The sequence below is a fragment of the Arthrobacter sp. GCM10027362 genome (assembly GCF_042679445.1).
In the GTDB taxonomy this organism is placed as follows: domain Bacteria; phylum Actinomycetota; class Actinomycetes; order Actinomycetales; family Micrococcaceae; genus Crystallibacter.
Genome location: NZ_JBHTML010000004.1, coordinates 54987 through 78129, shown reverse-complemented (window position 1 = coordinate 78129; position 23143 = coordinate 54987). Strand labels below are relative to the sequence as shown.

Below are 23143 nucleotides of genomic sequence, written 5' to 3'. Positions count from 1 at the left end.
GGCGGCGCCCCGGACCGCGCAGGCCCTGCGCACCTCGGACGGTCCCGGCGCCGCAGCCGCCACGGCGGCGGGGCATGCCCGCAACCGGCGGATCACCGTCCTGCTGGTCCTGACATTCTGCGGACAGTCCGCCGCCTACTATGCCACCACCGCGTGGCTGCCGCTGCTGCTGTCCGACACCCGCGGGCTGGGCCCGGGCGCGTCCGGTGCCGCGGCATCCCTGTTCCAGATCGCGGCCCTCATCGGCGCTTTCGGGGTGCCGCTGCTGGCCTCACGTGCCCGGATCTGGGTACCGATGGCGGTCATCGCCGCCTGCTGGGCCGTACTGCCAATCGGGCTGCTGGCCGCGCCCGGGGCCTACGTGCTGTGGGCGATCGTCGGCGGAATCGCCCAGGGCGGCGGCTTCACCGCGATTTTCTCCATCGTCCCGCGCATCGCCCGCAGCGACGCACAGGCCGCGTCCGCCTCGGCCCGCATCCAGGGCGGCGGCTACCTCGCCGCCACCGCCGCCCCGCCGCTGGCCGGATGGATCCACACCACCACCGGCGGCTGGACCGCTCCCCTGGTCCTGGTCCTCACCGCCACCCTGGTGTTCGCCGCCGGCGGGCTGACGGCCGCGCGGCTGGCCGAACGGCGGTAGGCCCGTGCAGCAGATCGGTGTCCCCGCTGGGCCGTTCCCTGCCGTAAATCCCTCCGTCCGGACGAGTGCGGACCCCTGACCTGCCGCAGTTGCGCCAAATGCTGCAGCTTGCTTTAGCCCCTTGGACCGCCTATAAAATAGGAGGCGCAGGAAATAACCAGCGTGTGCATGGAAATGGCTTCCGGCCGGAACCCAGTCGAAGGAGATACTTTTGGCGGACCTGTTCGATCCCCTGGACCTCGGAGAACTGACGCTGCCCAATCGGGTGATCATGTCGCCGCTGACGCGGTGCAGGTCCGGAGCAGACCGGGTGCCGAATGCCCTCATGGCCGAGTATTACGCCCAGCGGGCCGGGGCCGGGCTGATCATCAGCGAGGCGACCGTCGTGAGCGAGCAAGGCATCGGCTATCCGAATACGCCCGGAATCTGGAACAGCGCCCAAGTGGACGGCTGGGCAAGAGTGACCGAGGCGGTCCATGCGGCCGGCGGACGGATCTTCCTCCAGTTGTGGCATGTCGGAAGAGTCTCGGACCCGGTGTATTTTGACGGCGCGCTGCCAGTCGCCCCCAGCGCGGTCAAGCCGGCCGGCAGGGTGCGCCAGGTACGCCCCTATCGTGAATACGTGACACCGCGCCCCCTGGAGACCGACGAGATCCCGGGAATCGTCGAGGACTTCCGACGCGGGGCCGAAAACGCCCGGCAGGCGGGATTCGACGGTGTCGAAATCCATGCAGCCAACGGTTACCTGATCGACCAGTTCCTCCAGGACTCCACCAACCGCCGCAAGGACCGTTACGGAGGAAGCGTGGAAAACCGCGCGCGTTTCCTCATGGAGATCACAGATGCCGTGACATCGGTCTGGGGGCCGGGGCGGGTCGGGGTCCATCTGCGGCCCCGCGGCGAGGAACACGACATGGGTGACAGCAACGCCCAGGCGCTTTTCGGCCATGTGGCCGAACAACTGGGCAGCCGCGATCTTGCCTTCCTGTTCATACGCGAAATCGAGGCTGCGGACAGCCAGCTGGCAAGAATGAGGGAGCTGTTCGGAGGTCCGGTCATTGCCAATGAGGAAATGGACCTCGCGGATGCGCAGCGCCTGCTCCTGACCGGTTCCGCAGATGCCGTCGGCTTCGGCCGGCTGTACATCGCCAATCCTGACCTGGCAGAAAGACTCTCCGTCCGGGCCGAACTCAACACGCCCATGCCGGAAACCTTCTATGCCGAAGGTGCCCTTGGCTACACCGACTACCCGGCCCTGGCTTCCCGGTAGCCCAGATGTCCGGCGAAAGGCGCAGCTATGGGATTCAAGGATGATGCGGTAGAGGTCCGTGCCCAAGGGTGGCTGCGCGTAGCCTCGTTTCACTCATTAGTGGAGCGCTCCTTGGAGGCTGCGCTCCAAGACGGCGCGGGAGTCTCAGTCTCCGAGTACATCGTCCTGGAAGTACTCAGCCGGCAGCGCGGGGTGCACCATATGCGCATGCATCAGCTCTCCCGGGCCACGGCCATGTCCCAGAGCGCTACCACCCGTTTGGTGAACAGGCTCGAAGGCCGGGGCCTGCTCACCCGCTTCCTCTGTGTGGACGATCGCCGCGGGATCTACACCGAGCTGACCGAAGCAGGGCTGGAGCTGCTGGCCCGGGCGCGGCCGATCCACGACAGCGCGCTGTTGGAGGCCTTGTCCCAGGCGGAGGGCCTGCCCGAACTCGTTCCCCTCGTAGACCTCTTCAGGACTCCGGCGCCGGCCGGATCGGATCAGGAATGACCCGGCCCCAGCCTGCATCTTGCCAATGCCGTGCACAGAAAGAATCGGCATCCCGGGCTTCACCCAGCGTCCGACAATAAATCCGGTTTCCATGCAGGCGACTCTGCTCCCACGAACCCGGCAGTGCGCGGCCGGGGGTCGGCGCCGATGCAGCGGAAGAGGCTCTGGCCCAGGAGCACTGTGCTGCCCGCATTCGTGGGCATCTGATCGGGCGGGAACACTTCCGCTCTTGCAGCCGTAGGTCCGTCGTCTGTGCAGCGAGGTCTACAGCGACAGGAAACTTCAGACGGGGTAAGGATCCCTGGTTTGGCAGGGCTGTCAGAACTTAATTTCAGGAGCCGGGGAGATGGCTCTCATCCAGGGAAGCCACCGCCGGCGCGCTCCTGTCCGCATGCTGTGCGACAAGATCAAGGGGGTGCGCAAATCCGTGCCGACCGATGACCACCCAGATGGCGACGCAGTCTTCCGGGTAGGGATTGCTCAGCCGGTGCGGGGCCGTCGAATCGAAATTGAGGCTGTCACCCGCTTCCAGGGTCTGGGCGTTGAAGGCAACCTGGACGTTCAGTTTTCCGGACAGCACATGCAGATATTCCCATCCTGCATGCCGCATCAGGTTGTCAGGACTGCATGATTCGCTGCCGGCGGTGTAGGTGACTCGAAGAAATTCGGTGAGTGGATCGTCCTGGCTCGTGAGCCTTTCCCAGCGGACTCCGCCAACCTTGATTTCAGGTCGATCGGCGGCTGCCTGAAATCCAGGCAAACCCTCTCCGCGGCGGACGGCTGCAGGCGAAGGCACTGCCTCCTGAAGAACCGGAACCGGGACTACCGGATCCGACATGGCCGCATCTGTTCCGGCCATCATGGAGTCCAGTGACAGGCCAAGTTCGGACACGATCGAGTACAGCGTTCCGATGGAGGGCGTGGCGCGCCCCAGCTCCACCTGGGAGATGAAACTGGCGGACACGCCTACCCGGCGGGCCATCTCGCGCAGGGACATCTTGGCATCCGTCCGGGCCTGCCGCAGCCGCTCCCCCAGTTGAGGGCGGCCGAGGTCCAGCAGCGCCGGGTCATTTCCTGTACTCGACATCAATCGCTCCTCGATGCGTGTAAGCGGAGGCCATCCGCGAAAAGAGCTGAAGGCTAGCCCGGCCAACTTCCACTGTCCAGTACAGCTTATATGCAGGAGCGGCGAACTTTAATCCCGATTAACGCGCATAGCCTGTTTGTAACCCATTACTTGACAGACGTGTTGCTCATCACTTTACATAGATCTACATCACATCGATGAAAGAGGTTCTCATGACCAACAGCCCGGCTGTGTTGCTTTCAGTGACCGGGGTCTCCAAGCGATTTGGCGGCGCGCGGGCGCTGGACAATGTTTCCGTCGACTTCCATGCCGGCGAAGTGCACGCCCTCCTGGGCGAGAACGGCGCGGGAAAAAGCACCTTGGTCAAGATCATCGCTAATGTGGTGCAGGCCGATGCCGGTGCGGTCTCGGGCGAAGAGGGCTCCGATCAGCTTGACGTGGCGATGGTCTTCCAGGAGCTCTCCGTGGTTCCCGAGCTTTCGGTCCTGGACAACATGGCGTTAAGCATGCGCAGGCAGGGTGGAACCATCCTCCGCCGCCGTCAGATGGAGGAGCGGATCCGCGTGGCACTTGACGCCGCCGGACTGCAGGACGTGGATTTGGACATGCCGGTGGAGGCGCTGCCGTTGGCGAAGCGCCAGCTGCTTGAGATCGCCCGCGGTCTTGTGGCCGATGCCAAGGTCCTTATTCTGGACGAACCTACTGCGACCCTGTCGGACATTGAGATCGCGCGGGTCCATGAAGTGGTTCGTTCCCTGACAGCCAAGGGACACGCGATCGTGTACATCACGCATCGGCTCGGCGAAGTCTTCACCCTCGCGGACCGGATCACCATCATGCGTTCCGGGCAGGTCGTGGCAAACGGACCGGTCGGCGATTTCACCATGGACTCGATGGTTACCCTGATGCTCGGCGAGGAGCACCAGGGCGGCGTGGCAGTGCCGATCACCGATGTTCCGGAGGCCGGCATACGGCGTGTACTGACCGTTTCCGGCATCGGCTCCGGCAACCGTTTCTCCGATGTCAGCTTCACCGCCGAGGCGGGCGAGGTCGTCGCCCTGTTCGGGCAGATCGGCTCCGGTGCGGACGAAGTCGTCCGTACGCTGGTCGGGCTCGCTCCCATCACCTCCGGCACCGTCACGCTCGACGGCAACCAACTGCCGCACATGAACCGTCCCAGATCGCAGAAGCACGGCATCGCCTACGTCTCGGCCGACCGGGTGCTGGAGGGCGTCTTCCTCAGCGGATCCGTGGCCCGAAACATCAGCTCCGGTGCCCTGGCTGACGTGAGCCGGATGGGAGTCATCCGCCGGGGTGACGAATCCAGGCTGGCTAGCAGGATCTCCGAGGAAGTCGCCTTCGATGCCAACCGCATCAACATCCCGGTCGGTTCCCTCAGCGGCGGTAACCAGCAGAAGATCGCGATCGGCCGGGCACTGGCGACCAAGCCTTCCGTCCTGGTACTCAACGAGCCGACCCGCGGCGTCGACATCGGGGCGCGCTCCGAAATCTACCGGGCCTTGCGCAAGCTGGCCTCCGCGAACGTAGCAGTCGTCGTCTACTCCAGCGACATCGTCGAACTGCGCGAGCTCGCCGACCGCGTCATCACCATGTTCCGCGGCCGAGTCGTCAACAACCAGCCCATCGCCCAGGTCCAGGACTCCCAGATTCTGGCCGAGATCCTTCATGGAGCAGCAGCATGAACACCCAAGCCGCCACCGCATCCGCACCCCCGGTGCAGCAAAGCAGCCGGCACGCGGCATCCCAGAGACTGAAAGCGTCATTGACGGACGGTTCGGTCGTCATCGGGCTTGTCACCCTGGTCCTCTTCCTCGTTTCCACGGCCGCGATCCCGGGCTTCGCCACCTTGCAGAACCTGCGGGCACTCTTCCTGTCCGTGGCGCTGGTGGGCATCGCCGCCATCGGCCTGAGCATCATCACGATCGTCGGCAAGATGTTCTCCCTCTCGGTCAGCGCCGTGATCGCCGTATCCACCATCGTGTTCGCCTCGACGCTTCAATACGGCGCCTGGACCGCCATCATCGCGGCGGTACTGTTCGGCGCAGCCACCGGGGCGGCGCAGGGTTTCCTGGTCGGGAAACTCGGCACCGACCCGATCGTGACGACCATCGCGGCCGCTGCGGTGCTCACGGGTCTGGCCCAGATCTTCACCGGAGGTCTGAACATCGCCAGCCAAGGCGACGCGGGGGTGTTCCGGCAGTCCCTGTTCGGCGTCGTCCCCTTCCAGGTCTTCATTTTCTTCCTCGTGGCCGCCATCGCTTGGTGGTGCCACCGATACACCGTCATCGGCCGCAAGGTCACTCTGGTCGGCCTGAACGAAAAAGCCGCCCTGGTGTCCGGCCAGCGGTCCTGGCCCTTGGTCCTGCTCGCCTTCGTCGTCTCGGGGACGCTGGCTGGACTGGCCGGCGGGCTGCTCGCATCGGAGGCCGGCCAGGGCAACCTGCAGCTCGGCGCGACCTTCGGCTTCGATGCGATCACCGCCGTCGTCGTCGGCGGCATCAGCATCAAGGGCGGACTCGGCAACCCTCTGGGGGCAGCCGTGGGAGCGGTACTTGTCGGACTGCTCGGCAATTCCCTGATCCTGCTGGGGTTCAGCTACGAAATCCAACTCATCTTCAAGGGGGTGCTCGTGCTACTGGCCGTCGTTGGAACCGGTATCGCGACCAACCGCCAGTCTGGCAGAAAGCGCTAGGACAATGATCAAGCTCTACTGGAACTTCCGAACCCTGCTGGCCTGCGCGTTGGCCGCAGTGGCCTTCGCAGCCTTCGCGGTGACCGTCCCGGGGTTCACCAACCTCGGCAACCTGTACGCACTGCTGCAGACGTTTGCCCCGCTGGCCCTCGTGGCCGTCGGTCTGGCCATCGTGATGATTGCCGGGGAATTCGACCTGTCGATTGCCGGGCTCATGCCGCTGGCCGGACTCGTCGCGGTCCGGGTCTCCGAGGCTGCCGGGATCCCCGTCGGAATTGCCGCGGCCATCCTCACGGCCGCCGTCGTGGGCCTGCTCAACGGCTGGCTGACAGTGAGGTTCGCAGTGCCCTCGCTGGCGATCACGGTCGGTACGCTGGTGCTGACCATCGGGCTCGGGTTCGCCGTCACGGGCGGCAAGGTGGTTACGCTCACCAACTACGAGTTCGGGCTCTGGCTGGATGAGGGTATCCTCGGCCTGCTCTCGCCCCGGGCATTGTTTATGCTGCTTCTGGTCGCCGGGGCTGTGTGGCTGATGGCCAGGACCTGGCACGGCGTAGTCATCCGCGCCACCGGCAGCGATTCGGCCAGGGCCGCTGCCTCCGGTCTGCCGGTGGGACGGACCCTAATCATGGTTTTTGTTCTGTCCGCACTCTTTGCCGGCATTGCCGGATCGCTCCAGGGCCTGTCCCTGGCCGCAGGTTCCCCCGGTGACGTCCTGACCTTCCTGCTTCAGGTGGTCACGGCGGCGATTATCGGCGGCGTGGCGCTCAGCGGCGGCAAGGGGCAGATCGGCGGTGTGGTCGCCGGAGCCCTGCTGCTGGCGATTGTCGGCAACGGCATGAGCCTGCAGGGCACGAGCACGGCCGTCATCCAGCTGGTCAACGGCGGGCTCCTGCTGACCATCGTTATCTTCGACGGACCGCTGAACCGCCTTGCACAGCGTTCATTGGAACGTCCGGCCCCTGCCAGCCAACCCGCCGCCTAGGAGGCAGCCCACCATGAAAAAGTCACCCATCAAGGCTCTTGCCGTGACCGCATCGCTGGTCGTGTCACTGGCGCTGGCATCCTGCGGCAACCCGTCCGCAGGACAGGGCACCGAAACGGGCACCGGAACCCAGGGAAAGAAAGTCACCCTCCTGACCGTGGCCCAAAGCTGCGACTACTGCGCGAAGCACACGGAGGAATTCAAGCGGATCGCCGCCGAGGCCGGCCTGGACCTGACCGTTATCGTGAACAACTTCAACGCTGCCGAACAGGCCCAGCAGGTCAACCAGGTCATCAGCACCGACCCCGACGCCGTCGTCGTCTGGCCTGCCGATGCAACGGCCATCATTCCCTCGCTCGTGCGGCTGAAGCGTGCGGACATCCCGGTCGTCGTGGCTAATTCCTACCCCCAGACGAAGGACAAGAGCCTCTGGACCGCCTACACCGGGCCGAACGACCTGGCCAACGGCGAGCAGGCCGCACTGGCCATGATCGAGGGATTCAAGGCGAAAGGCTACGGAGACAGCGGCAACATTGTCGCCCTGCTGGGCCCGCTGGGCACTCCCCCGTCCATCGACCGGCTCAAGGGGTTCGAGGACACGCTGGCGCAGAAGGCTCCCGGAATCAAAGTCATCGGCACGCAGCCTGGCAACTGGGACCAGACCACGTCGACATCGGCCAGCGCGGCGCTGTTTACCCAGTACGGCGGCAAGGATCTGAAGGGCATGTATTCGGAAGCGGACAACATGCTCGCCGGCGCCCTGGTTGCCGCGGACCGTGCCGGCATCGACGCCAAGAAAATGGTCATGGTTGGACATAACTGCTCGATCGAGGGCTACACGAACATCAGTGCAGGCGACCAGTACGCCACCGTCCTGCAGAGCCCCATCGAAGACGGAAGCCTGGCCGCGAAGACCGTCATCAACATCCTGGAACACAAGCCGGTGAAGAAGGACAACTTCCTGGTTCCCCGCGGCATCACCAAAGAGAACCTTTCCGAGTGCGACGCCGCGGTCGGAAAGTAATAAGGAGGAATCCATGAGCACCTGGACCATTGATCTGCCCGACTGCGTGGTTGTGACCGGCGCCGCCAGCGGACTCGGCATGGAATGCGCCAAGTCCCTGCTCGAGGCCGGAAGCCGTGTGATCGGAGTCGATCTGGCCACGCCCGAAGCCGACCTGACGGGACATCCGCTCTACACGCACCTGGCCGGAAGCGTGACCGAGCAGGCCCTCTGGGACCGCGTCGCCGAGGCTGCGGCGACCAACGGAGGCGGGGCATCCCTGGGCTACATCGGCTCGGCGGCCGTCCTGTCCGTGGATTTGCTGGAGAACGAGAGCATGGACTCCTGGCGCCGCACCTGGGAAATCAATGTGCTGGGAAACGTGCTCGGCCTCAAGACCCTGCTGCCACAGCTCAAGGCCGCGCGGCACGCAAGCGTGGTGGTGGTGAGCAGCATCGACGCCGACTTCGGCGAACAGCAGCTGGCGTCCTACGCATCCTCCAAGGCGGCACTGAGCGGTGCGGTACGCACCATCTCCCTGGACTATGCCCGCCACGGCATCAACATCAACCTGCTCGCACCGGGCCCGATGCGGGCAGGACTGTTCAACCGGCACTTGGCCTCAGCGGAGGACCCGCAGAAGTTCCTCGCGACGCGTGAAGCCCGCCAGCCCAAGGGACGGATTACCGGTGCGGACGAGGTCGCCAACGCCGCGATGTTCCTGCTGAGCAGCCAGGCTTCCGCGGTCTTCGGCACTACGCTTGTCGCCGACGGGGGCCTGACCACCGGATTCGACTTCCGCACCGGTGGGGAAGGCTCCACGGCCGCCCCTGCACCCGTTGCGCTCCCGGCTTCCTGACCCATCCACAACCCCGGAAGGACACATCATGGAACTTTCCCTCAATGGCAAGAAGGCCCTCATCACCGGCGCCGGCAGCGGCATCGGCCGGGCTACCGCGCTCGAACTCGTCGCGGAGGGCTGCACCGTCGCCGCGCTGGACATTGACGAGGGTCTGCTCAAGCAGCTGAGCGTTGACGCAGCCGGAGGGCCCGGCACCGTGGTGACCACCGTCGCGGACTTCAGCCGCGCCGACGACACCACCGCCAAGGTCACGGAGGCCATCGAAGGGCTGGGCGGTCTCGACCTGCTCATCAACAACGTCGGGGCCGGCGCCGTACGGGAATTCGCGGATCTGACCGACGAAGACTGGCAGAAGACGCTGGACCTGAACTTCATGAGCTATGTCCGCTCCATCCGCGCGGCACTTCCGGCGCTACGCGAGTCTGCTGCCCCGGTGATCATCAACAATGCGTCGGACCTGGCCCGGCAGCCCGAAGCCATGCCGGTGGATTACTCGGCCAGCAAGGCGGCCGTGCTGGCGTTGACCAAGTCGCTGGCCCGCGCCGAGGGACCCCTCATCCGGGTCAACGCCGTGACTCCCGGGCCAATCTGGACGCCGTTCTGGACCAAGCCGGGAGGATTCGCCGAAACCATGGCCGCGGCCTACGGGATGGAACCGGAAGCTGCCGTCGCCCACGAAATGAAGCAGCGGCAGCTGCCGCTCGAGCGCCTTGGACAACCCGAAGAAGTCGCCAAGGTCATCGTCTTCCTGTGCAGCCCGGCGACCAGTTTCGTCACCGGGTCCGTCTGGGGAGTCGACGGCGGCAGCATCCGCAGCATCATCTGAGCATCCCCGAGCCAGCACGAACAAGGAGACACCTCCCATGGCCGATCCAGACATCGCACGAATCCTGGAGTTGGAAGACGAACGCTTCAACGCAGTACTTGCCAAGGACTTCGACGCCTTCGCCCGGCTCTGCCACCCGCGGCTGAGCTACACCCATTCCAACGGCCTGCGCGACACCCTGGAAAGCTACGTCGAACAATGCCGTGCCGGTGTCTACGACTACCAGCGGATCAACCACCCGGTCGAAGAGGTCATCCTCGTGGGGGACACCGCTCTGGTCGTGGGCCGTATGGAGGCCGATCTGCAGGTCAACGGCCGGCCCACGCGGCTGGACAACGGCTCGCTTGCAGTGTGGACACGCGAAGGCGGGACCTGGAAGTTCCTCGCCTACCAGCCCAGTCCCCGGCCAGGCACCACCCAGTCCGGACAGCAGCCGGCGAAGAAGGAAAACAAAGAAAGCATGGTCAAGAAATGAAGGATTTCCACTACCAATCCCTGCCGATGCGCGTGAGCTTCGGAGCCGGCAGGCTGGCCTCCCTCCCGGATGAGGTACGGGCCCTGGGCCTCAAGCGCGTGCTGGTCCTGGCCACCCCCTTCCAAAAGGAGCTCGCCGAGCAGGTGTCCGAACAGCTGGGCGGGCTCAGCGCCGGCGTGCACGCCGAGGCTGAGATGCACGTGCCGATCGAATCGGCGCACAAGGCCCGTGAGGTGGCCAAGGCTGCCGGCGCCGATGGGTACGTCGCCGTCGGCGGAGGTTCGACCACCGGGCTGGGCAAGGCCATCGCGCTCGAGTTCGGGATGCCGATCATCGCCGTACCCACCACGTACGCAGGCTCCGAAATGACACCGGTCTGGGGACTGACCGCCAATGGGGAAAAGAAGACCGGCCGGGACCCCAAAGTCCTGCCCACCAGCGTGATCTATGATCCCGAACTGACCCTGACCCTGCCCGTGGGCATGTCGGTCACCAGCGGCTTCAACGCCATCGCCCACGCCGTCGAGGGCCTCTACGCCCCGGACGGATCCCCGATTACCGCGCTGATGGCCGAAGAGGGCGCCCGGGCACTCGTCGATGCCCTCCCGCGCGTCGTCGCGGACCCCGCCGATAAGGACGCCCGTGCCGACGCACTGTACGGGGCGTGGCTTTGCGGCGCGACCCTCGGTGCCACCACGATGTCGTTGCATCACAAGCTCTGCCACACCCTCGGCGGCACCTTCAACCTTCCCCACGCCGAAACCCACACCGTTGTCCTGCCGTATGCCTTGGCGTACAACCAGGAACACGCACCCCAGGCCCTGGCTGCGTTGCGCCGTGCCACCGGCGCAGAAAATCCCGCGGCCTACCTGCGGGAACTGAGCCTGAAGCTCGGGGCACCGGGCTCGCTGCGGGAACTGGGCCTGGAAGAGGCAGACATCGAAAAGGCCGTTGCCATCGCCACCAAGAACCCCTACGCGAATCCGCGCGAAGTGACCGAGGAAGGCATCCGCGACCTGCTCACCAAGGCGCTCAACGGCGCAGACCTCGACGGCGCCGGCCCCGGCCGACCCGCTTGATCCTCCCGAAAGGCACACCATGCTCCACCCTGCACCGGACGAAACGACCGAAACGGCCCACACCCGGGTAAGCGCCGTCATAGTCGAGCAAGACGCCGACTCCTCCATCCATGCCAGGGTGGGCACGGCCGTCCTCGGACCCCTGCCGCCGCTCGCCCTGCTCGTGCGCCCCGCCTACATCGGGATCTGCGGCACCGACCTGGAAATCCTGCACGGACGGATGCCGGAGACCTTCCTGATCAATTATCCGCACGTCATGGGCCACGAATGGTCCGGCGTAATCGAACAGGTCGGCGAATCCGTGACCGGGTTCAGCGTCGGCGACAGGGTCTTGGGTCACGGGCATCTGGGCGGCAACGACTGGTTCGGCGTCACCCACGACGGCGCGGCGGCCGAACTGTTCCACGTGCCGGCGGCCATGTGCTTCCCGGTTCCTGACAGCGTCGACATGCTCACCGCGGCAATGATCGAACCCTTCGCCTGCGTCCTCACCGGCGTGAAGAAGCTCGGGGGCATCAGTGCAGCGGACACAATCCACATCCACGGCCTGGGCGCCATCGGTCTGGCCGCGCTCGTACAGGCCGTCACGGCCGGGGCGACGACCGTGGTCTTCGATCCCAGCGCACGCCGCCGGCAGGCCGCGTTGGAAATCGGCGCCGACGCCGCGTTCAATCCCCTCGACATCGCGGACATCAACACCGCGGCGGCCGACGCCGTCGGACACGGATTCGCCGACGTCGTCATCGAAGCCTCCGGCAACCCGGCTGCCCAGGCCGCCGCGCTGGAGAGCGCCGACCACAATGGGCGGGTACTCCTGATGGGCGTCTCCAAACCCAAACCGGCCCCGGCCCGGCTCGGGCTGCTCCAGGAACGGAACCTCACGGTCACCAGTTCCACCGGTGCCCCGGTAGATGTCTGGCCCGCGGCCATCCGTTACGTCGAACGCGCCAAGATCAATCTGGGCGCCATCGTTTCCTCCATCCACCCATTCGCCGCCGCGGAGGAAGCCATCCGATGCGCGCAGGACTCTGATGCCGAAATCAAAGTCATGCTCTCCCCCACAGCTGCCTCCGGCTCCAACGCCGCGAAATAGACATCCGAACCAACTTGAAGGGACACCCCCATGAGCGAGAACACCATCATCGAAAACCGCGACCTGCTCGCCTCCTGCTGGACCTGGGCCGGGGACGCCGCCCCCCTGCGCGGCGACGAAACGAGCCCGATCGACATCCGCACCCGCGTCGAAGCCGTGGCCCGGGCCGGCTGGAAGGGCGTGGGCCTGATCCACGCCGACCTGCCGCAGATCGAAGCAACCATCGGCCTCAAGGGCCTCAAGCAGCTGCTGGATGACAACGGCATTGTCCACGTGGAGATGGAATTCCTGGCCGACTGGTGGAAGACCGGCACCGTCCGGGCCGAATCCGACCGCTGGCGCGGGATCCTTCTGGAGACCGCAGGCGTACTGGGCGTCAAGACCATCAAGATCGGCGCCGAACTGGCCATCAGCGGGGAACCCGCCCCGGTCGACGCCGCCGCCTTCCACGAGGAGTTCGACGCACTGGCCACCCAGGCCGGCAACGCGGGCACCCGGGTTGCCCTTGAGCCCATGCCGATGAACAACCTCAAAACCATCGAAATCGGAGCCAAGTTCGTCACGGAGGTCAACAACCCCTATGGCGGCCTGACCGTAGACACCTGGCACACCTACCGCGGCGGGACCAGCTACGCAGACCTGGCCGGCATCCTGCCCATGGACAAGGTCTTCGTCGTGGAGATCGACGACGCCCGCGCCGAGGTGACCGGCAGCCTCTGGGAAGACACCATCAACGAGCGCCTCTACCCCGGCGAAGGGGAAATGGACACCGCAGGGTTCATCAAGGCCATGTACGAGGCAGGCTGGCGGGGCCACTGGGGCGTGGAAATCCTCGCCGAGTCCCACCGCCGGCTGCCGCTGGAAACCGCCGTGACCCGCGCCTACGCCGCGGCAGCGGCAAGCCTCGACGCCGCCGAGCGGCTCATCGCCGAGGAACGCACAGTCTCCGGCACCTCGATGCAGAACTAGGAAAGACCATGACCGAACAGACGCCTACCGTCGAAACCGGGATCATCCCCGGTGCACAGAACACCTCCGAGGCGCAGCAAGCCGTCGAGGAACAGCTGATCCGGAACGTGCTCCACTCCTTCGAAAACTGCCAGGATCCGCGGCTGAAGCAGATCATGCAGTCACTGACCCGGCACATTCACTCCTTCATCCGCGAGGTCCGCCTGACCGAAGCGGAATGGAACACGGCGATCGAGTTCCTCACCGCCGTCGGCCACATCACCGACGACAAGCGGCAGGAGTTCATCCTGCTTTCCGACGTCTTCGGCGCATCCATGCAAACCATCGCGGTGAACAACGAAAAGATCGGCGATGCGACCGAGGCCACCGTCTTCGGGCCCTTCTTCGTCGAGGACGCCCCGCTGATCGAGAACGGCGGCGACATAGCCGGAGCCGCGCCCGGCCAGCCCTGCTGGGTCGAGGGCAGTGTCAAGGACACCGACGGCAACCCCCTCCCCGGTGCGCGCATCGAGGTCTGGGAGGCCGACGAGGACGGGTTCTACGACGTGCAGTACACGGACCAGCGCGTCTCGGGCCGGGCACACCTGTTCGCCGACGCGCAGGGAAACTACCGTTTCTGGGGCCTGACGCCCACGCCGTACCCGATCCCCCACGACGGACCTGTCGGACAGATGCTGGAAGCGGTCGGACGCTCCCCCATGCGCGCCTCGCACCTGCACTTCATGGTCAGCGCCCCAGGTCATCGGACGCTCGTCACGCACATCTTCGTGCGAGGCGACGAACTGCTGAAGTACGACACCGTTTTCGGCGTCAAGGAATCCCTCATCAAGGACTTCGTACAGCAGCCCGCCGGCACCCCCACCCCCGATGGAAGGGAACTTGGCGACCGGACCTGGTCACGGACCCGCTTCGACATCGTGCTGGTCCCCGCCGCCGGATAGACCGGTTCCAACACACCGGACGGCCTTCCGCGTGGAGGCCGTCCGGTCCGCGGCGGGCTGCGAAGATACGGTGCCCGGTGCCAGGTGGCCCGTGCCTCTGTCGTCGGCGATAATCAGCGATATTTTCGTCGGCAACCCCCTAATCCCGTGAGCCTGGAGCACACTCCAAGCCCACGGGTTTTATTGACTCCCTGGGTCGGTAGTTTTAACACGGCTTGAAGGCCGGCTTCAGCTGTCCCGAAATCTACCGGGGTGGGGCGCTGAGAGTCCGCTGACGCCCGCAGTGATGGGTCTTTCGGTCCCAGCTCGCGATGCCATGGCGTAACCGACATGGTCCCAAGCCCCGCCCCTGCCGAGTTGTCATGTAACGCCTTTTATCCCCTGCTTGCCGCCTTTGCACGGATGCGCAGACCACTGACGTCCGTGCAGGAGTTGTTCGGCGGAGCAGTGAACGCAATCCGATGCCTCTTCCCTCTCACCGAGGCGAAGTGGTAGTTGAGGCTCAGCGGACGGGTACTCGCTGACGGAGACCCGCATCTAGAGGCTGCCAAGAACCGCCTTTACTAAGTCACCGGAAACCCATCTGCGGAAACTGCTGCACCGAGGTGCCGCGGAGAGAGTCCAAGATGATCCGTCGAGGTGCCTCTCCGATGGTGGCGTGGGAAGTGACGGCCACGACGAAGCACCCCGCACTTTGTGCGGACAGGGTGCCGTTCTGGGAGTCCTCGATGGCGATGCATCGGAACGGATCGACGTTAAGACGATTCGCTGCGGTGAGGTAGGGCTCAGGATCGGGTTTGGGATTCGTGACGTCCTCGTCAGCGATGATCACGTCGAAGGAGCCGGCGGGCAAGGCCCCGACGACGGCGTGCGCGACAGCTCGTTGCCGGGCGGGGCGCTTGCGTGATCTACGCGACCGATTCGTTGGCCTGCCGTGACTGGACGTAAGTCTGAATTGCGCTGGTCTTCATGTACATGAAGGTTGAGCCGTCCTCCGACGCTCCCGCGGGCGACGGACGAAAGCCGAAGTTCTCTTGGTAGTACCGCACCAAACGATCGTTCTTGGCGTCCAGGCACAGGAAGGGGCTGGTGGTCCGCTCGACGACTTCGAGGTACTTGTCGAACGCTAAGTCCATCAACGCCAGCCCTGCATCTACACCCTTGATGGAATCGCACCGCGCGAAACGTCCGAGGAGCTGAGCGGCACAGCCGTTCTGGGTCATGACCCCCCGGTCCCTGGAGCGAACCTGCCCCACGCTGACGACGAAGCTCGACAGGGTGAAGTAAGCGCGGACGATCTGCTCAGGGCAGGCCAGCACATAGACCCTGGACAAATTGCGCTGTTGGTTCGTCAGGGCCCTGGTCTTCAACCAATCGTTGAGCTCAGGGCTCCTGGCGCAGTCGAACCTGCTGACGTCGTGCTCCTCCCCCAGCCGGGCAAGCGAAAGGGGGCCCATCTCCGAAACACCCATGCCAGGCTGTCAGGCGGAAATGCGAAGTCGGCGACGGGCAGCTGCAGCCCTCTCCCCGAGGCTTTCCGGGACCTCCATGGGCTGGTGCATCATCACCTGCAGTCCACTCCACGAAACCTGCGTGAATCGGCGGCTCGGAAGCTGGGCCTTGATGCCAACCTCGACCGTCCTGTCTGGAAGGGCGTACCGGGTGTCGGACTTCTTGAGGAAAAAGTCGACGATGTGGTCGGACGGGAGGGGCGCGCTCTTACCTCGCCGCCCTGGCGCATGCCAAGCCTGACGCCATGGCTGCTCGAGGTGCGTCATTTCCACGAGGTCGTACTGATTGTAGCGGCCATACGTTTCGAAGACGGCGTCAATCACTTCTGCTGCGTAGTCTTCCTGGACCTGAAGGCTCCGCTGCAGGTTGTCCTGCAGACCTTCCAGTGTGACGTGATCCTGCCCTGAATGGGCTGAGTACAGCTCGGAGACGATGGGGCCCTTCGGCAAGGCGAAGAAATTCTCCTTGAAGAGGCGTTCGCCCGTCAGGTGGGCAAACCACCCAAAGCTGTAGAAGGTGAGTTTCTGCAGCTTGAGTGCGCTTAAGCGGTTGCCGTTGGCGCGGGACAACAATGTCGCCGCAACATCAAAAGCGTCCATGCTTCGTCCCCCAGTACTACAAGTCAGCGACATTCGCCAACGCGATTATCCACACGCCTGTGCACAGAGTCTACACACGCCGGCGTGCGGCGCGGAAATAATGCCGTGCTCTGGCATCCGGAGCGAGTGCTCAGAACTGCTATGCCTGAAACGCTCGATTACCGGGACCGTGTGCCTTTTACCCCGGTTCCTGCCCACGTCTATCGGCCTACCTACAGCCGGGAGCCGTACGTCCGGCCCTCCTTCCCCGATGGCTCCACGAGGTACGGCAAGGTTGTTGCCTGGCAAGACGACATGGTGCGCTTCCACTGGCCCGAACGCCATGCCGACGACCGTCACACCAACGTCCAGGGACAGCCGTCGGGCGACATCCCCGGCGTCAAGTGCTTCCGTGCCGGGCCGGGGTCCGCCGGCTGCAGGTTACCCGGCGGGCCGGGCGGCGTCGCCGCGGATACCGGAATATCGGTCCCAGAACTCCTGCTCGTCCCGCCTCACGCCGCGAATCTCCCGGCGGGCGGCCGGGCGTCCGGGGACATGGGCGCCCGGCCAGCGACACATTCGGTGTTCCTTAGGTCTCCCACAGGTCCTCCTGGGCGAGGTCGATGACCCATTGGGGTGTTTTCCGGCCAAGACGGGAGTCGGTGGTGCATCTGAGGCGGGCAGCGGCGATCCTGATCCGCCGTTGCTGGGCCGCCTCCGTGGACCGTTTGCGTTCGAGTCGGCGAATACTCTCCTCCAGGCGCCGGGCATTGGCCGGGCCGGAGAGCAGGTAGTCCGTGGCGTCCTGCCCGTCCTGTTCCCGGCCGTGTCCGGCCCGGGCCAGCAGGGCCTCGATCACCGCGTCGTCTTCGGCCATGAAGGGATCCTCCCCTGCCCCCAGCGAGTGGGCCAGGTTGGCGGCGTACTGGAAGAAGCGCTGGTCGTGCCCGGTGCGTTTCCAGTCCTGGGCGACGAGGGCCAGGAGCAGGTCGATGCGCTTCCTGTCACGCTCCGGGAGCCCTTCAAGTGGATTATCTGTCACGCCTGCTCCTTAGTCCGATACCTGCCCGATCGCCACGGCTCATCCGGCCTGCCCGGGACAGCCTCTAGTCGAAGGCGCCCTGGATGTGGGCCTGGATGGCGTCCCGGACCGGTTCCGTGCCGGCCACGGCCAGCACATCGATCGGCCGGCCCCCCAAGACGCGCATTGTTACCCCGCACCCATTCCCAGGCTGCCTCCGGCGTGAATGCCTCCAGAAGCTCCCGGCAGAAAGCTTCAAGGTCCTCCGGGCCCGGCCCACGGCCGCCCAGCTCTGACCTGATGCGCGCAAATAGACCTGCGGCGGTCAAGCGAGGGACCTCGCCGGTCCCGCCGGGTCCGGGCAGCTGATCACGCTGCCCGGGATGGGCACCGTCCGGCGGTCCGGCCAGTGTGTCCTGCCAGATGGTAATGGACTCAACGAGGCCGGCGGTGTCGCCGGTCTCGGCGGCCAGGACGACCAAACCGACCAGCCAGGCTTGGTCGGCCGGCGGCAGCCGGTCCAGCCACGGCAGCGCCGTGCGGATCACCCCGGCAGTCCCGGCTAGGTGAACGGCCAGTTCCGAGGCCAGTTGCTCCGCCGGAGGCCGTCCAGGGGGCCTCTGATCTTGAGCTTCCACCCTGATCCTCCTCGGCTAGGCCGATGACTTGCCGCGGGCCGGTCTGCCCGGCCGTTCGTCGAGGGTACAGCGGAGGCGGGAGCGCCAGGAAGCAGCTTCGCGGTCGGGTCCGGGCTGGGCGCCGTATCGGGCACCGGGTACATGCAGGTCACCAACCCCGCCGGAACGGATCCTGCCCAGCAACGCGATCTCCATTGACGGCTTCGGTGCATAGCGCCCTTCGAGGGGTGAAAGACGGGTCGTGTAGCCCCGCAGGATGTTTGCTGCCGGGTCCATCCCCGAGTCAGCTTTCCTCGGGTTCGGGAACCAGCGGCTCGATTTTCAGCGCAGGCTGCCCCGTCCACACCAGTACGGCGTTGCCCCAGGAGATGTTCATGTCAAGGACGTCCACCCGGGTCGCTGAGCCATCCTGATGCGCGATGGTTGAGGTTTTCCGCTGGTGCCAGTGGCCGGAGAAGACATGTGCCGGCTTGAGTGCGTCGACGGCCTCCTGGAGCAGCAGCCGGGATACCCGGGCCTGTGCTTCAATCTCGGCTGACAGCTTCAGCCCCATTGTCATGGGCACTGCGGCCGGGACGTCGTGTGTCAGCAGGATGTTCACCCTCCCGTGGGCCACGAGCTTGGCCACGTCGTCGGGCTGGACCTGCTCGATACCGGGCCACCAGTCACGGCCCGGCCGCCGCCATTCGTAATCCACGGAGAACGCCCCGCCCAGGCCGCCGACGGTCAGGCCCTCGTAGTCGGTGCGGGCACCGCGGGGCAGGTACAGGATATGGGGTCGGACGCGCGCTAGGCCGTCCTCCTGTACGGGCAGTGCCCGAAGCTCGGTGTGGTTGTCGTGATTCCCGTCGACGAAGACCAGATCTATCCCGTTTTCGACGAGCCGCTGCTCGATGCGCCGGTCGAATTTGTACTTGTCCCGGCCCGGCCACAGCACGGCCAGGTCCCCGACGTGGAAGATTCGCTCCGCGCCGGCCTTGGCCGCCTGCCTGATGATGTGGGTGGCCCACACCGTATCCCCGTGCCAGTCGCCGGCCATTACGAAGGGCTTACCGGTCATCACTGAGGCCATTCAGATCGATGCCCGAATCGGCGGCCAGCTCCTCCAGCGTCCGGCTCCCCTCCGACCCAACGTACTTCCGGACGAGGTCGGCCAGTCTTCGGTCCTCCTCGTGGAGTCGGTATCCGTCCTCGACCTGCCGGGTGCCGCCCTTCAGGCGGCCCGCGTTGGCTGGCGAGGAGAGCAGGTATCCGGTGGCGTCCCGGCCGGAGCCCTGCCGGCTGGCGGCCTCCCAGTCTTCCCCGGCGTCCCCGAGGCGGGCGGCCAGCAGGCGGCCCAAGCGGTCGTCTTCGACATTCCAGGAATCCCTTGGGAGCCCCAGCCTGAAGGTCAGGTTCGAGACCTGCTGGAAGAACCGCTCGTCCGGGTGCCGGGCCCATTCGCGGCCGAGGAGCTCGAGGAGGAGAGGGATCCGGTCCGGGTCGCGGCCGCCGGGAAGGGCGGCAAATGGGTCAGCGGTCATGGCTGTGATCCTAACGGCGGTCTAAGATAGGTGAGCACGAAATGGCCTTCCGGCCGGCAGGAATCGTGAAGCGAAGCTCAGCGCCGGAGATCGGGGCCAAATACCCAGTCCACGATCTGCTTGATTTCGTCGGGGCTGGAGAGGAACCATTCGGCCCCCGGGGCGTCAACCAGCTGCTGGCCCCGGCAGTGGAGGATGGCGTGCAGGCCCTGTTCCAGTTTGCGGGGTGTGTCCGTTAGGCGTATGTAGGCGACCACCGGAGCCTCGGGCATGGCGGTGCCCTGCTGGTTGAACACGCGGATGCAGGAATTTCCGGTGGAAGTCATGCCGACTTTCACCGGCCATCGCGCTTCCTGCTTGCGGAGGGCCAGATCCTTGTAGCTGGGGAAATAGTAGACGTAGACGCATCCGGACCCTTGGCCCTCGCTGGTTCCTTCCTGTGCCACCTCAAGTTCCCCGCCCGCGAGGACACCAGGGCTAGGCTGCGGCCCGGCCAGGATGCTGACACCGGCCCGCCAGCGCCACCAGCCGGGTTTGCCCGCCGGCTCCAGCAGTCCCCTGTGCGCCAGGATGATCACGGCCTTCTTGATCAGGGTCCGGATGTCCGTCTCGGTGGGCGCCCCGCCCTTGGCCAGATGGTAGTCCCGTAGTTTTCCGAGCGCGGAGCGCCGGAACACCGGCTCCTGCACGAGGTTCCTGGCAAGGTCTGCCATGATGGTCGGCGTGAGCCGCCTGCCCTCGTGTTGGTATCCAAAGGGCCCTTCGCCGGCGCCGTCAGTCTGTTCCATGGCTCACCACATTTCCTTCCACTTGCTCTGCACCGGCCCCGGCGGCCGGTGCAGCCATGAACTGCCGTAGTCCACCTCCAGGCCGACGAGGAAGGGTTTCGGCAGGGTGCCGGTCAGCCGTTTGTATGCTGCGGCGACTGCGTCGACCACCTCGTAGACATGGCGCGCCCGGGTGACCAGGCCGGGGACTTCCGGTACCTCCACGGCCCGCCAGTCCCCGGGTCTCCGCACCCAGGCGGTCAGTTCCATGGGCGCCTCAGCCGTCCTCGAGCCGTACGATCGCAACCACCGGGGTGGTGTTGCGCAGGGTGGGTATGCCGTCCCGTCGCACGTCAATGACCAAGGTCCCGGGGTGGCCGAGCTGCAGCCGCCCGATGGACAGCAGGGGCAGGGTTTCCCCATCCCTCCTCAGATCGGCCACGGGGATCCGGGCGTAGTCTGCCGTGGCCTGGTCCCGGGCGGGCAGGCGGGTCAGGGTGCGCCGCCCCGGCGTCAGGTTTAGGAGGTAGACGGTGCCCGATGCGGTGGTCACCTGCCAGAAGCCCTCGTCGCGGTCGGTAAGGCGGTCGGTCAGTTCCACCATGTGGAGCAGGATCTGGAGGTCTTCCGGATCGCCCAACCCGTCGAGGTCCTCAACACAGTCGACCCCTATCCTGATGTCGGGCACGATCCGCTCCACGGCCTCCCGGAACCAGCGCAGCGTGTTCGCCGACACGGTCCACCCAGGGTTGGCGCGCACGATCAGGTACAGATCCACCGGCCCGACAAAGCGCCCTGTTGGGGGGCCTGCGACGAGCCAGACCCGGTCGAAGGCGATCTCCCGGCCCGCGCGCAGGATCCGTGCCAGCTGCTCAGCGCCGGGTTGAACCATAGCCGGTCCTTTTCCAGTTGATGCCGTTTCCCGGGACGCGAATAGTCCGACAGGCTGTCGGGCTATTTGTTCAGCCGGCTGTGGCACGCTGTCTCCGGTCCGTTCCGGGGGTGTCACCATTCCACGCCCCACGCCTGCTCCGCCACGTCCAGCAGCTTCTCCGGGTCACCCAGATAGTCCAGGCCGGTTTTCCCGCCGAAGTAGCCCGACGGGTCCGCGACCCAGCCCAACGCGTCCCGATCCGCCAGCCCCATCCGGTGGGCAATCTCCAGCAGCCGGCGCAGCGTGGCCAATGTTTCCTCGAGGCGGGCTGCGTCGCGGGCCACCTCGGCCTCGTGTCGGGATCGCCGAGGTGCTTAGCGTCAGGCCGGGAGATCTTCTCAATGAAGCGGTAGCCCCACCTGAGTAAGTCATGGCACATGCGGAGCCACCACCAGCAGATATTGGTTGGGAGAGTCGAGACTTCGCGCACTAAAGTCCGGATAACTTGCCTTCCACGAACCGAAACTGATCGACGGCGGCGGCGTGCAGAAGTTCGATGTCGTGATCGCCAATCCGCCCTTCAGCCTGCAGAACTGGGGCTCCGACACCTGGGCCAACGACCCCTACGGCCGCGTCGTCTGCGACGTCTCGCCGGCCAAGAACGGCGACTACGCCTGGATCCAGCACATGATCGCCTCCATGAAGGAGGACACCGGGCGGGGTCGTCATGCCCCACGGCGTCCTGTTCCGCGGCGGCAAGGAGGGCGCGATCCGGGAGTGCCTGGTTCGCAAGAACCTGCTCGAAGCCGTCATCGGCCTGCCGAACAACCTGTTCTACTCCACGTCCATCCCGGTGGCGCTGCTGATCTTCCGCAAGCACAAGCCGGCCGGGCGGGACAACAAGGTGCTGTTCATCGATGCGTCCAAGCGCTTCGTGCCCGGCAAGAACCAGAACACCATGTCCGAGGAGGACATCGAGGTCATCGACGCCGCCTACAGGCAGGGCGTGGACATCGACGGTGAAGACGGCCTCAGCCTGTGTCTGGTGGACCTGGCCGAGATCGAGAACAACGGGTACGACCCGAACATCGGCCGCTACGTCAGGAACGAGACCGTAGCCGAAGCCAACGTCGAAGAAACCCTCATTGCCTACCAGGAAGCCTGCGAACGGCTGAGCGTGGCCGAGGCCCTCCTGGCCGACAAGCTGAAGGCGGCCGGCTTTGACTTTTAACTGGGAGAGAGTGCTCCTCGGAGACTTGCTGACAAAGCGGACCGACTATACTCCGGTCAGCCCTGAGGCTGAATACGCTGTTGTCGGAGTCCAACGAAGCGGATGGGGTTTTGTTCGCCGTGAGCCAGTCCGGGGCGACAGCATGCAATTCAGCAAGCTTATGCAGTTGGAAGAGGGCAACCTCGTCTACCGGACTATAACCGCCTTCGAAGCGCCGTCTGCAGTCGTGGGTCCGGAATTCGCCGGGACATTCGTGACGCCGCAGGCCTTCCCAGTCTTTCGGTTTGATGCGAACCGCATCTTGCCCGAATTCATGTCCCTGATGACAACTTTCCCTGAGTTTCATGAGGCCATGTCGGAGCGATGCACCGGAACTGTGCTCAGGCGGAAAACACTCTTTGTCGCGGCATTTCAATCCATTCCCATCAACTTGCCGCCGCTGGACGAGCAGCAGCGCATCGTTGACCTGGTCAGCGCCCCGGTTTGGCAGCTCTACTGCATGGGTTTCCATTAGAGTGATTTTGTAGTGCGTGCCGTCGAGGGAGAAGAAAAGTGCCTAACTCC

At 65.4% G+C, this 23143-nt stretch carries 25 protein-coding genes and 3 pseudogenes; 17 read left to right on the top strand and 11 right to left on the bottom strand.

The window, feature by feature from the left end; genetic code table 11:
• The 3 genes and pseudogenes from ACFQ36_RS01775 to ACFQ36_RS01765 form a co-directional block, all read left to right on the top strand.
• Positions 1-640, top strand: a pseudogene (locus ACFQ36_RS01775) (MFS transporter); the annotation flags it as partial.
• 211 nt (positions 641-851) lie between these two features.
• A complete protein-coding gene (locus tag ACFQ36_RS01770) occupies positions 852-1910 on the top strand; it encodes an alkene reductase (protein WP_377009972.1) in 1059 nt (352 codons plus the stop codon).
• A gap of 27 nt (positions 1911-1937) precedes the next feature.
• Positions 1938-2402, top strand: coding sequence for a MarR family winged helix-turn-helix transcriptional regulator (locus ACFQ36_RS01765; protein ID WP_377009971.1), 465 nt, complete (start codon positions 1938-1940; stop codon positions 2400-2402).
• A gap of 331 nt (positions 2403-2733) precedes the next feature.
• Here ACFQ36_RS01765 and ACFQ36_RS01760 read toward each other — a convergent pair whose 3' ends face one another.
• Complete coding sequence (locus ACFQ36_RS01760) at positions 2734-3489, bottom strand: helix-turn-helix domain-containing protein (RefSeq protein ID WP_377009982.1); 756 nt, start codon at positions 3487-3489, stop codon at positions 2734-2736.
• Between the two features lie 212 nt (positions 3490-3701).
• Between ACFQ36_RS01760 and ACFQ36_RS01755 the strand changes: the two genes are divergently transcribed.
• From ACFQ36_RS01755 to ACFQ36_RS01705, 11 genes are read left to right on the top strand one after another with little or no spacing between them, the layout of a single operon-like run.
• Complete coding sequence (locus ACFQ36_RS01755; protein ID WP_377009969.1) at positions 3702-5192, top strand: sugar ABC transporter ATP-binding protein; 1491 nt, start codon at positions 3702-3704, stop codon at positions 5190-5192.
• Complete coding sequence (locus ACFQ36_RS01750; RefSeq protein WP_377009967.1) at positions 5189-6202, top strand: ABC transporter permease; 1014 nt, start codon at positions 5189-5191, stop codon at positions 6200-6202. Before ACFQ36_RS01755 ends, ACFQ36_RS01750 begins: the two co-directional genes overlap by 4 nt.
• 4 nt (positions 6203-6206) lie before the next feature.
• Positions 6207-7187 (top strand): ABC transporter permease, encoded by a 981-nt coding sequence (locus tag ACFQ36_RS01745; protein WP_377009965.1) that lies wholly within the window; start codon positions 6207-6209, stop codon positions 7185-7187.
• A gap of 13 nt (positions 7188-7200) precedes the next feature.
• The gene (locus ACFQ36_RS01740) at positions 7201-8211 is read left to right on the top strand and encodes a sugar ABC transporter substrate-binding protein (protein ID WP_377009963.1); all 1011 of its coding nucleotides are present in this window, start codon (positions 7201-7203) and stop codon (positions 8209-8211) included.
• A gap of 13 nt (positions 8212-8224) precedes the next feature.
• Positions 8225-9049, top strand: a complete 825-nt coding sequence (locus ACFQ36_RS01735) for an SDR family NAD(P)-dependent oxidoreductase (RefSeq protein WP_377009961.1) — start codon at positions 8225-8227, stop codon at positions 9047-9049.
• A gap of 28 nt (positions 9050-9077) precedes the next feature.
• Positions 9078-9878, top strand: a complete 801-nt coding sequence (locus tag ACFQ36_RS01730) for an SDR family NAD(P)-dependent oxidoreductase (protein WP_377009959.1) — start codon at positions 9078-9080, stop codon at positions 9876-9878.
• A 37-nt stretch (positions 9879-9915) separates the two neighbouring features.
• Positions 9916-10353, top strand: coding sequence for a nuclear transport factor 2 family protein (locus ACFQ36_RS01725; RefSeq protein ID WP_377009958.1), 438 nt, complete (start codon positions 9916-9918; stop codon positions 10351-10353).
• Positions 10350-11432 (top strand): maleylacetate reductase, encoded by a 1083-nt coding sequence (locus ACFQ36_RS01720; protein ID WP_377009956.1) that lies wholly within the window; start codon positions 10350-10352, stop codon positions 11430-11432. The genes ACFQ36_RS01725 and ACFQ36_RS01720 overlap by 4 nt, the downstream gene beginning before the upstream one ends.
• 19 nt (positions 11433-11451) lie before the next feature.
• Complete coding sequence (locus ACFQ36_RS01715; RefSeq protein ID WP_377009954.1) at positions 11452-12525, top strand: zinc-binding dehydrogenase; 1074 nt, start codon at positions 11452-11454, stop codon at positions 12523-12525.
• Positions 12526-12555: 30 nt separating this feature from the next.
• On the top strand, positions 12556-13494 hold the full coding sequence (locus ACFQ36_RS01710; RefSeq protein WP_377009952.1) for a sugar phosphate isomerase/epimerase family protein: 939 nt from the start codon (positions 12556-12558) through the stop codon (positions 13492-13494).
• Between the two features lie 8 nt (positions 13495-13502).
• Positions 13503-14435, top strand: coding sequence for an intradiol ring-cleavage dioxygenase (locus ACFQ36_RS01705; RefSeq protein WP_377009950.1), 933 nt, complete (start codon positions 13503-13505; stop codon positions 14433-14435).
• Between the two features lie 568 nt (positions 14436-15003).
• Here ACFQ36_RS01705 and ACFQ36_RS01700 read toward each other — a convergent pair.
• From ACFQ36_RS01700 to ACFQ36_RS01655, 10 genes and pseudogenes are all read right to left on the bottom strand, one after another.
• Positions 15004-15306, bottom strand: a pseudogene (locus ACFQ36_RS01700) (HAD family hydrolase); the annotation flags it as partial.
• Positions 15307-15343: 37 nt separating this feature from the next.
• On the bottom strand, positions 15344-15907 hold the full coding sequence (locus ACFQ36_RS01695) for a hypothetical protein (protein WP_377009948.1): 564 nt from the start codon (positions 15905-15907) through the stop codon (positions 15344-15346).
• Between the two features lie 9 nt (positions 15908-15916).
• Positions 15917-16546 (bottom strand): Panacea domain-containing protein, encoded by a 630-nt coding sequence (locus ACFQ36_RS01690; RefSeq protein ID WP_377009946.1) that lies wholly within the window; start codon positions 16544-16546, stop codon positions 15917-15919.
• A gap of 568 nt (positions 16547-17114) precedes the next feature.
• Positions 17115-17567 carry a hypothetical protein gene (locus tag ACFQ36_RS01685; RefSeq protein WP_377009943.1) on the bottom strand — a complete coding sequence of 151 codons (453 nt, stop codon included), beginning with the start codon at positions 17565-17567 and terminating at the stop codon, positions 17115-17117.
• Positions 17568-18467: 900 nt separating this feature from the next.
• Entirely contained in the window at positions 18468-19244 is a 777-nt protein-coding gene (locus tag ACFQ36_RS01680) for a metallophosphoesterase (RefSeq protein WP_377009941.1), read from the bottom strand.
• Entirely contained in the window at positions 19234-19707 is a 474-nt protein-coding gene (locus ACFQ36_RS01675) for a hypothetical protein (protein ID WP_377009939.1), read from the bottom strand. Before ACFQ36_RS01675 ends, ACFQ36_RS01680 begins: the two co-directional genes overlap by 11 nt.
• Before the next feature lie 77 nt (positions 19708-19784).
• A complete protein-coding gene (locus ACFQ36_RS01670; protein WP_377009937.1) occupies positions 19785-20495 on the bottom strand; it encodes a GIY-YIG nuclease family protein in 711 nt (236 codons plus the stop codon).
• A gap of 3 nt (positions 20496-20498) precedes the next feature.
• The gene (locus ACFQ36_RS01665) at positions 20499-20744 is read right to left on the bottom strand and encodes a hypothetical protein (RefSeq protein ID WP_377009934.1); all 246 of its coding nucleotides are present in this window, start codon (positions 20742-20744) and stop codon (positions 20499-20501) included.
• A 7-nt stretch (positions 20745-20751) separates the two neighbouring features.
• Positions 20752-21366, bottom strand: a complete 615-nt coding sequence (locus ACFQ36_RS01660; RefSeq protein WP_377009932.1) for a hypothetical protein — start codon at positions 21364-21366, stop codon at positions 20752-20754.
• Positions 21367-21479: 113 nt separating this feature from the next.
• Positions 21480-21692: a hypothetical protein gene (locus ACFQ36_RS01655; protein ID WP_377009930.1), complete on the bottom strand. Its 213-nt coding sequence runs from the start codon at positions 21690-21692 to the stop codon at positions 21480-21482.
• 199 nt (positions 21693-21891) lie between these two features.
• Here ACFQ36_RS01655 and ACFQ36_RS01650 point away from each other — a divergent pair.
• From ACFQ36_RS01650 to ACFQ36_RS01640, 3 genes and pseudogenes are all read left to right on the top strand, one after another.
• Positions 21892-21999, top strand: a pseudogene (locus tag ACFQ36_RS01650) (N-6 DNA methylase); the annotation flags it as partial.
• 76 nt (positions 22000-22075) lie between these two features.
• Positions 22076-22579 carry an N-6 DNA methylase gene (locus tag ACFQ36_RS01645; RefSeq protein ID WP_377009928.1) on the top strand — a complete coding sequence of 168 codons (504 nt, stop codon included), beginning with the start codon at positions 22076-22078 and terminating at the stop codon, positions 22577-22579.
• A gap of 10 nt (positions 22580-22589) precedes the next feature.
• Entirely contained in the window at positions 22590-23093 is a 504-nt protein-coding gene (locus ACFQ36_RS01640) for a hypothetical protein (RefSeq protein WP_377009979.1), read from the top strand.
• The last annotated feature ends 50 nt before the right edge of the window (positions 23094-23143 follow it).

Coding starts and splice junctions, on each gene's coding strand:
- ACFQ36_RS01755 (WP_377009969.1), top strand. CDS start 3,702: ATGACCAACAGCCCGGCTGTGTTGCTTTCAGTGACCGGGGTCTCCAAG.
- ACFQ36_RS01710 (WP_377009952.1), top strand. CDS start 12,556: ATGAGCGAGAACACCATCATCGAAAACCGCGACCTGCTCGCCTCCTGC.
- ACFQ36_RS01680 (WP_377009941.1), bottom strand. CDS start 19,244: ATGACCGGTAAGCCCTTCGTAATGGCCGGCGACTGGCACGGGGATACG.
- ACFQ36_RS01660 (WP_377009932.1), bottom strand. CDS start 21,366: ATGGTTCAACCCGGCGCTGAGCAGCTGGCACGGATCCTGCGCGCGGGC.
- ACFQ36_RS01645 (WP_377009928.1), top strand. CDS start 22,076: ATGCCCCACGGCGTCCTGTTCCGCGGCGGCAAGGAGGGCGCGATCCGG.
- ACFQ36_RS01730 (WP_377009959.1), top strand. CDS start 9,078: ATGGAACTTTCCCTCAATGGCAAGAAGGCCCTCATCACCGGCGCCGGC.
- ACFQ36_RS01725 (WP_377009958.1), top strand. CDS start 9,916: ATGGCCGATCCAGACATCGCACGAATCCTGGAGTTGGAAGACGAACGC.
- ACFQ36_RS01750 (WP_377009967.1), top strand. CDS start 5,189: ATGAACACCCAAGCCGCCACCGCATCCGCACCCCCGGTGCAGCAAAGC.
- ACFQ36_RS01690 (WP_377009946.1), bottom strand. CDS start 16,546: ATGGACGCTTTTGATGTTGCGGCGACATTGTTGTCCCGCGCCAACGGC.
- ACFQ36_RS01720 (WP_377009956.1), top strand. CDS start 10,350: ATGAAGGATTTCCACTACCAATCCCTGCCGATGCGCGTGAGCTTCGGA.
- ACFQ36_RS01695 (WP_377009948.1), bottom strand. CDS start 15,907: ATGGGTGTTTCGGAGATGGGCCCCCTTTCGCTTGCCCGGCTGGGGGAG.
- ACFQ36_RS01745 (WP_377009965.1), top strand. CDS start 6,207: ATGATCAAGCTCTACTGGAACTTCCGAACCCTGCTGGCCTGCGCGTTG.
- ACFQ36_RS01765 (WP_377009971.1), top strand. CDS start 1,938: ATGGGATTCAAGGATGATGCGGTAGAGGTCCGTGCCCAAGGGTGGCTG.
- ACFQ36_RS01675 (WP_377009939.1), bottom strand. CDS start 19,707: ATGACCGCTGACCCATTTGCCGCCCTTCCCGGCGGCCGCGACCCGGAC.
- ACFQ36_RS01670 (WP_377009937.1), bottom strand. CDS start 20,495: ATGGAACAGACTGACGGCGCCGGCGAAGGGCCCTTTGGATACCAACAC.
- ACFQ36_RS01740 (WP_377009963.1), top strand. CDS start 7,201: ATGAAAAAGTCACCCATCAAGGCTCTTGCCGTGACCGCATCGCTGGTC.
- ACFQ36_RS01705 (WP_377009950.1), top strand. CDS start 13,503: ATGACCGAACAGACGCCTACCGTCGAAACCGGGATCATCCCCGGTGCA.
- ACFQ36_RS01715 (WP_377009954.1), top strand. CDS start 11,452: ATGCTCCACCCTGCACCGGACGAAACGACCGAAACGGCCCACACCCGG.
- ACFQ36_RS01760 (WP_377009982.1), bottom strand. CDS start 3,489: ATGTCGAGTACAGGAAATGACCCGGCGCTGCTGGACCTCGGCCGCCCT.
- ACFQ36_RS01665 (WP_377009934.1), bottom strand. CDS start 20,744: ATGGAACTGACCGCCTGGGTGCGGAGACCCGGGGACTGGCGGGCCGTG.
- ACFQ36_RS01735 (WP_377009961.1), top strand. CDS start 8,225: ATGAGCACCTGGACCATTGATCTGCCCGACTGCGTGGTTGTGACCGGC.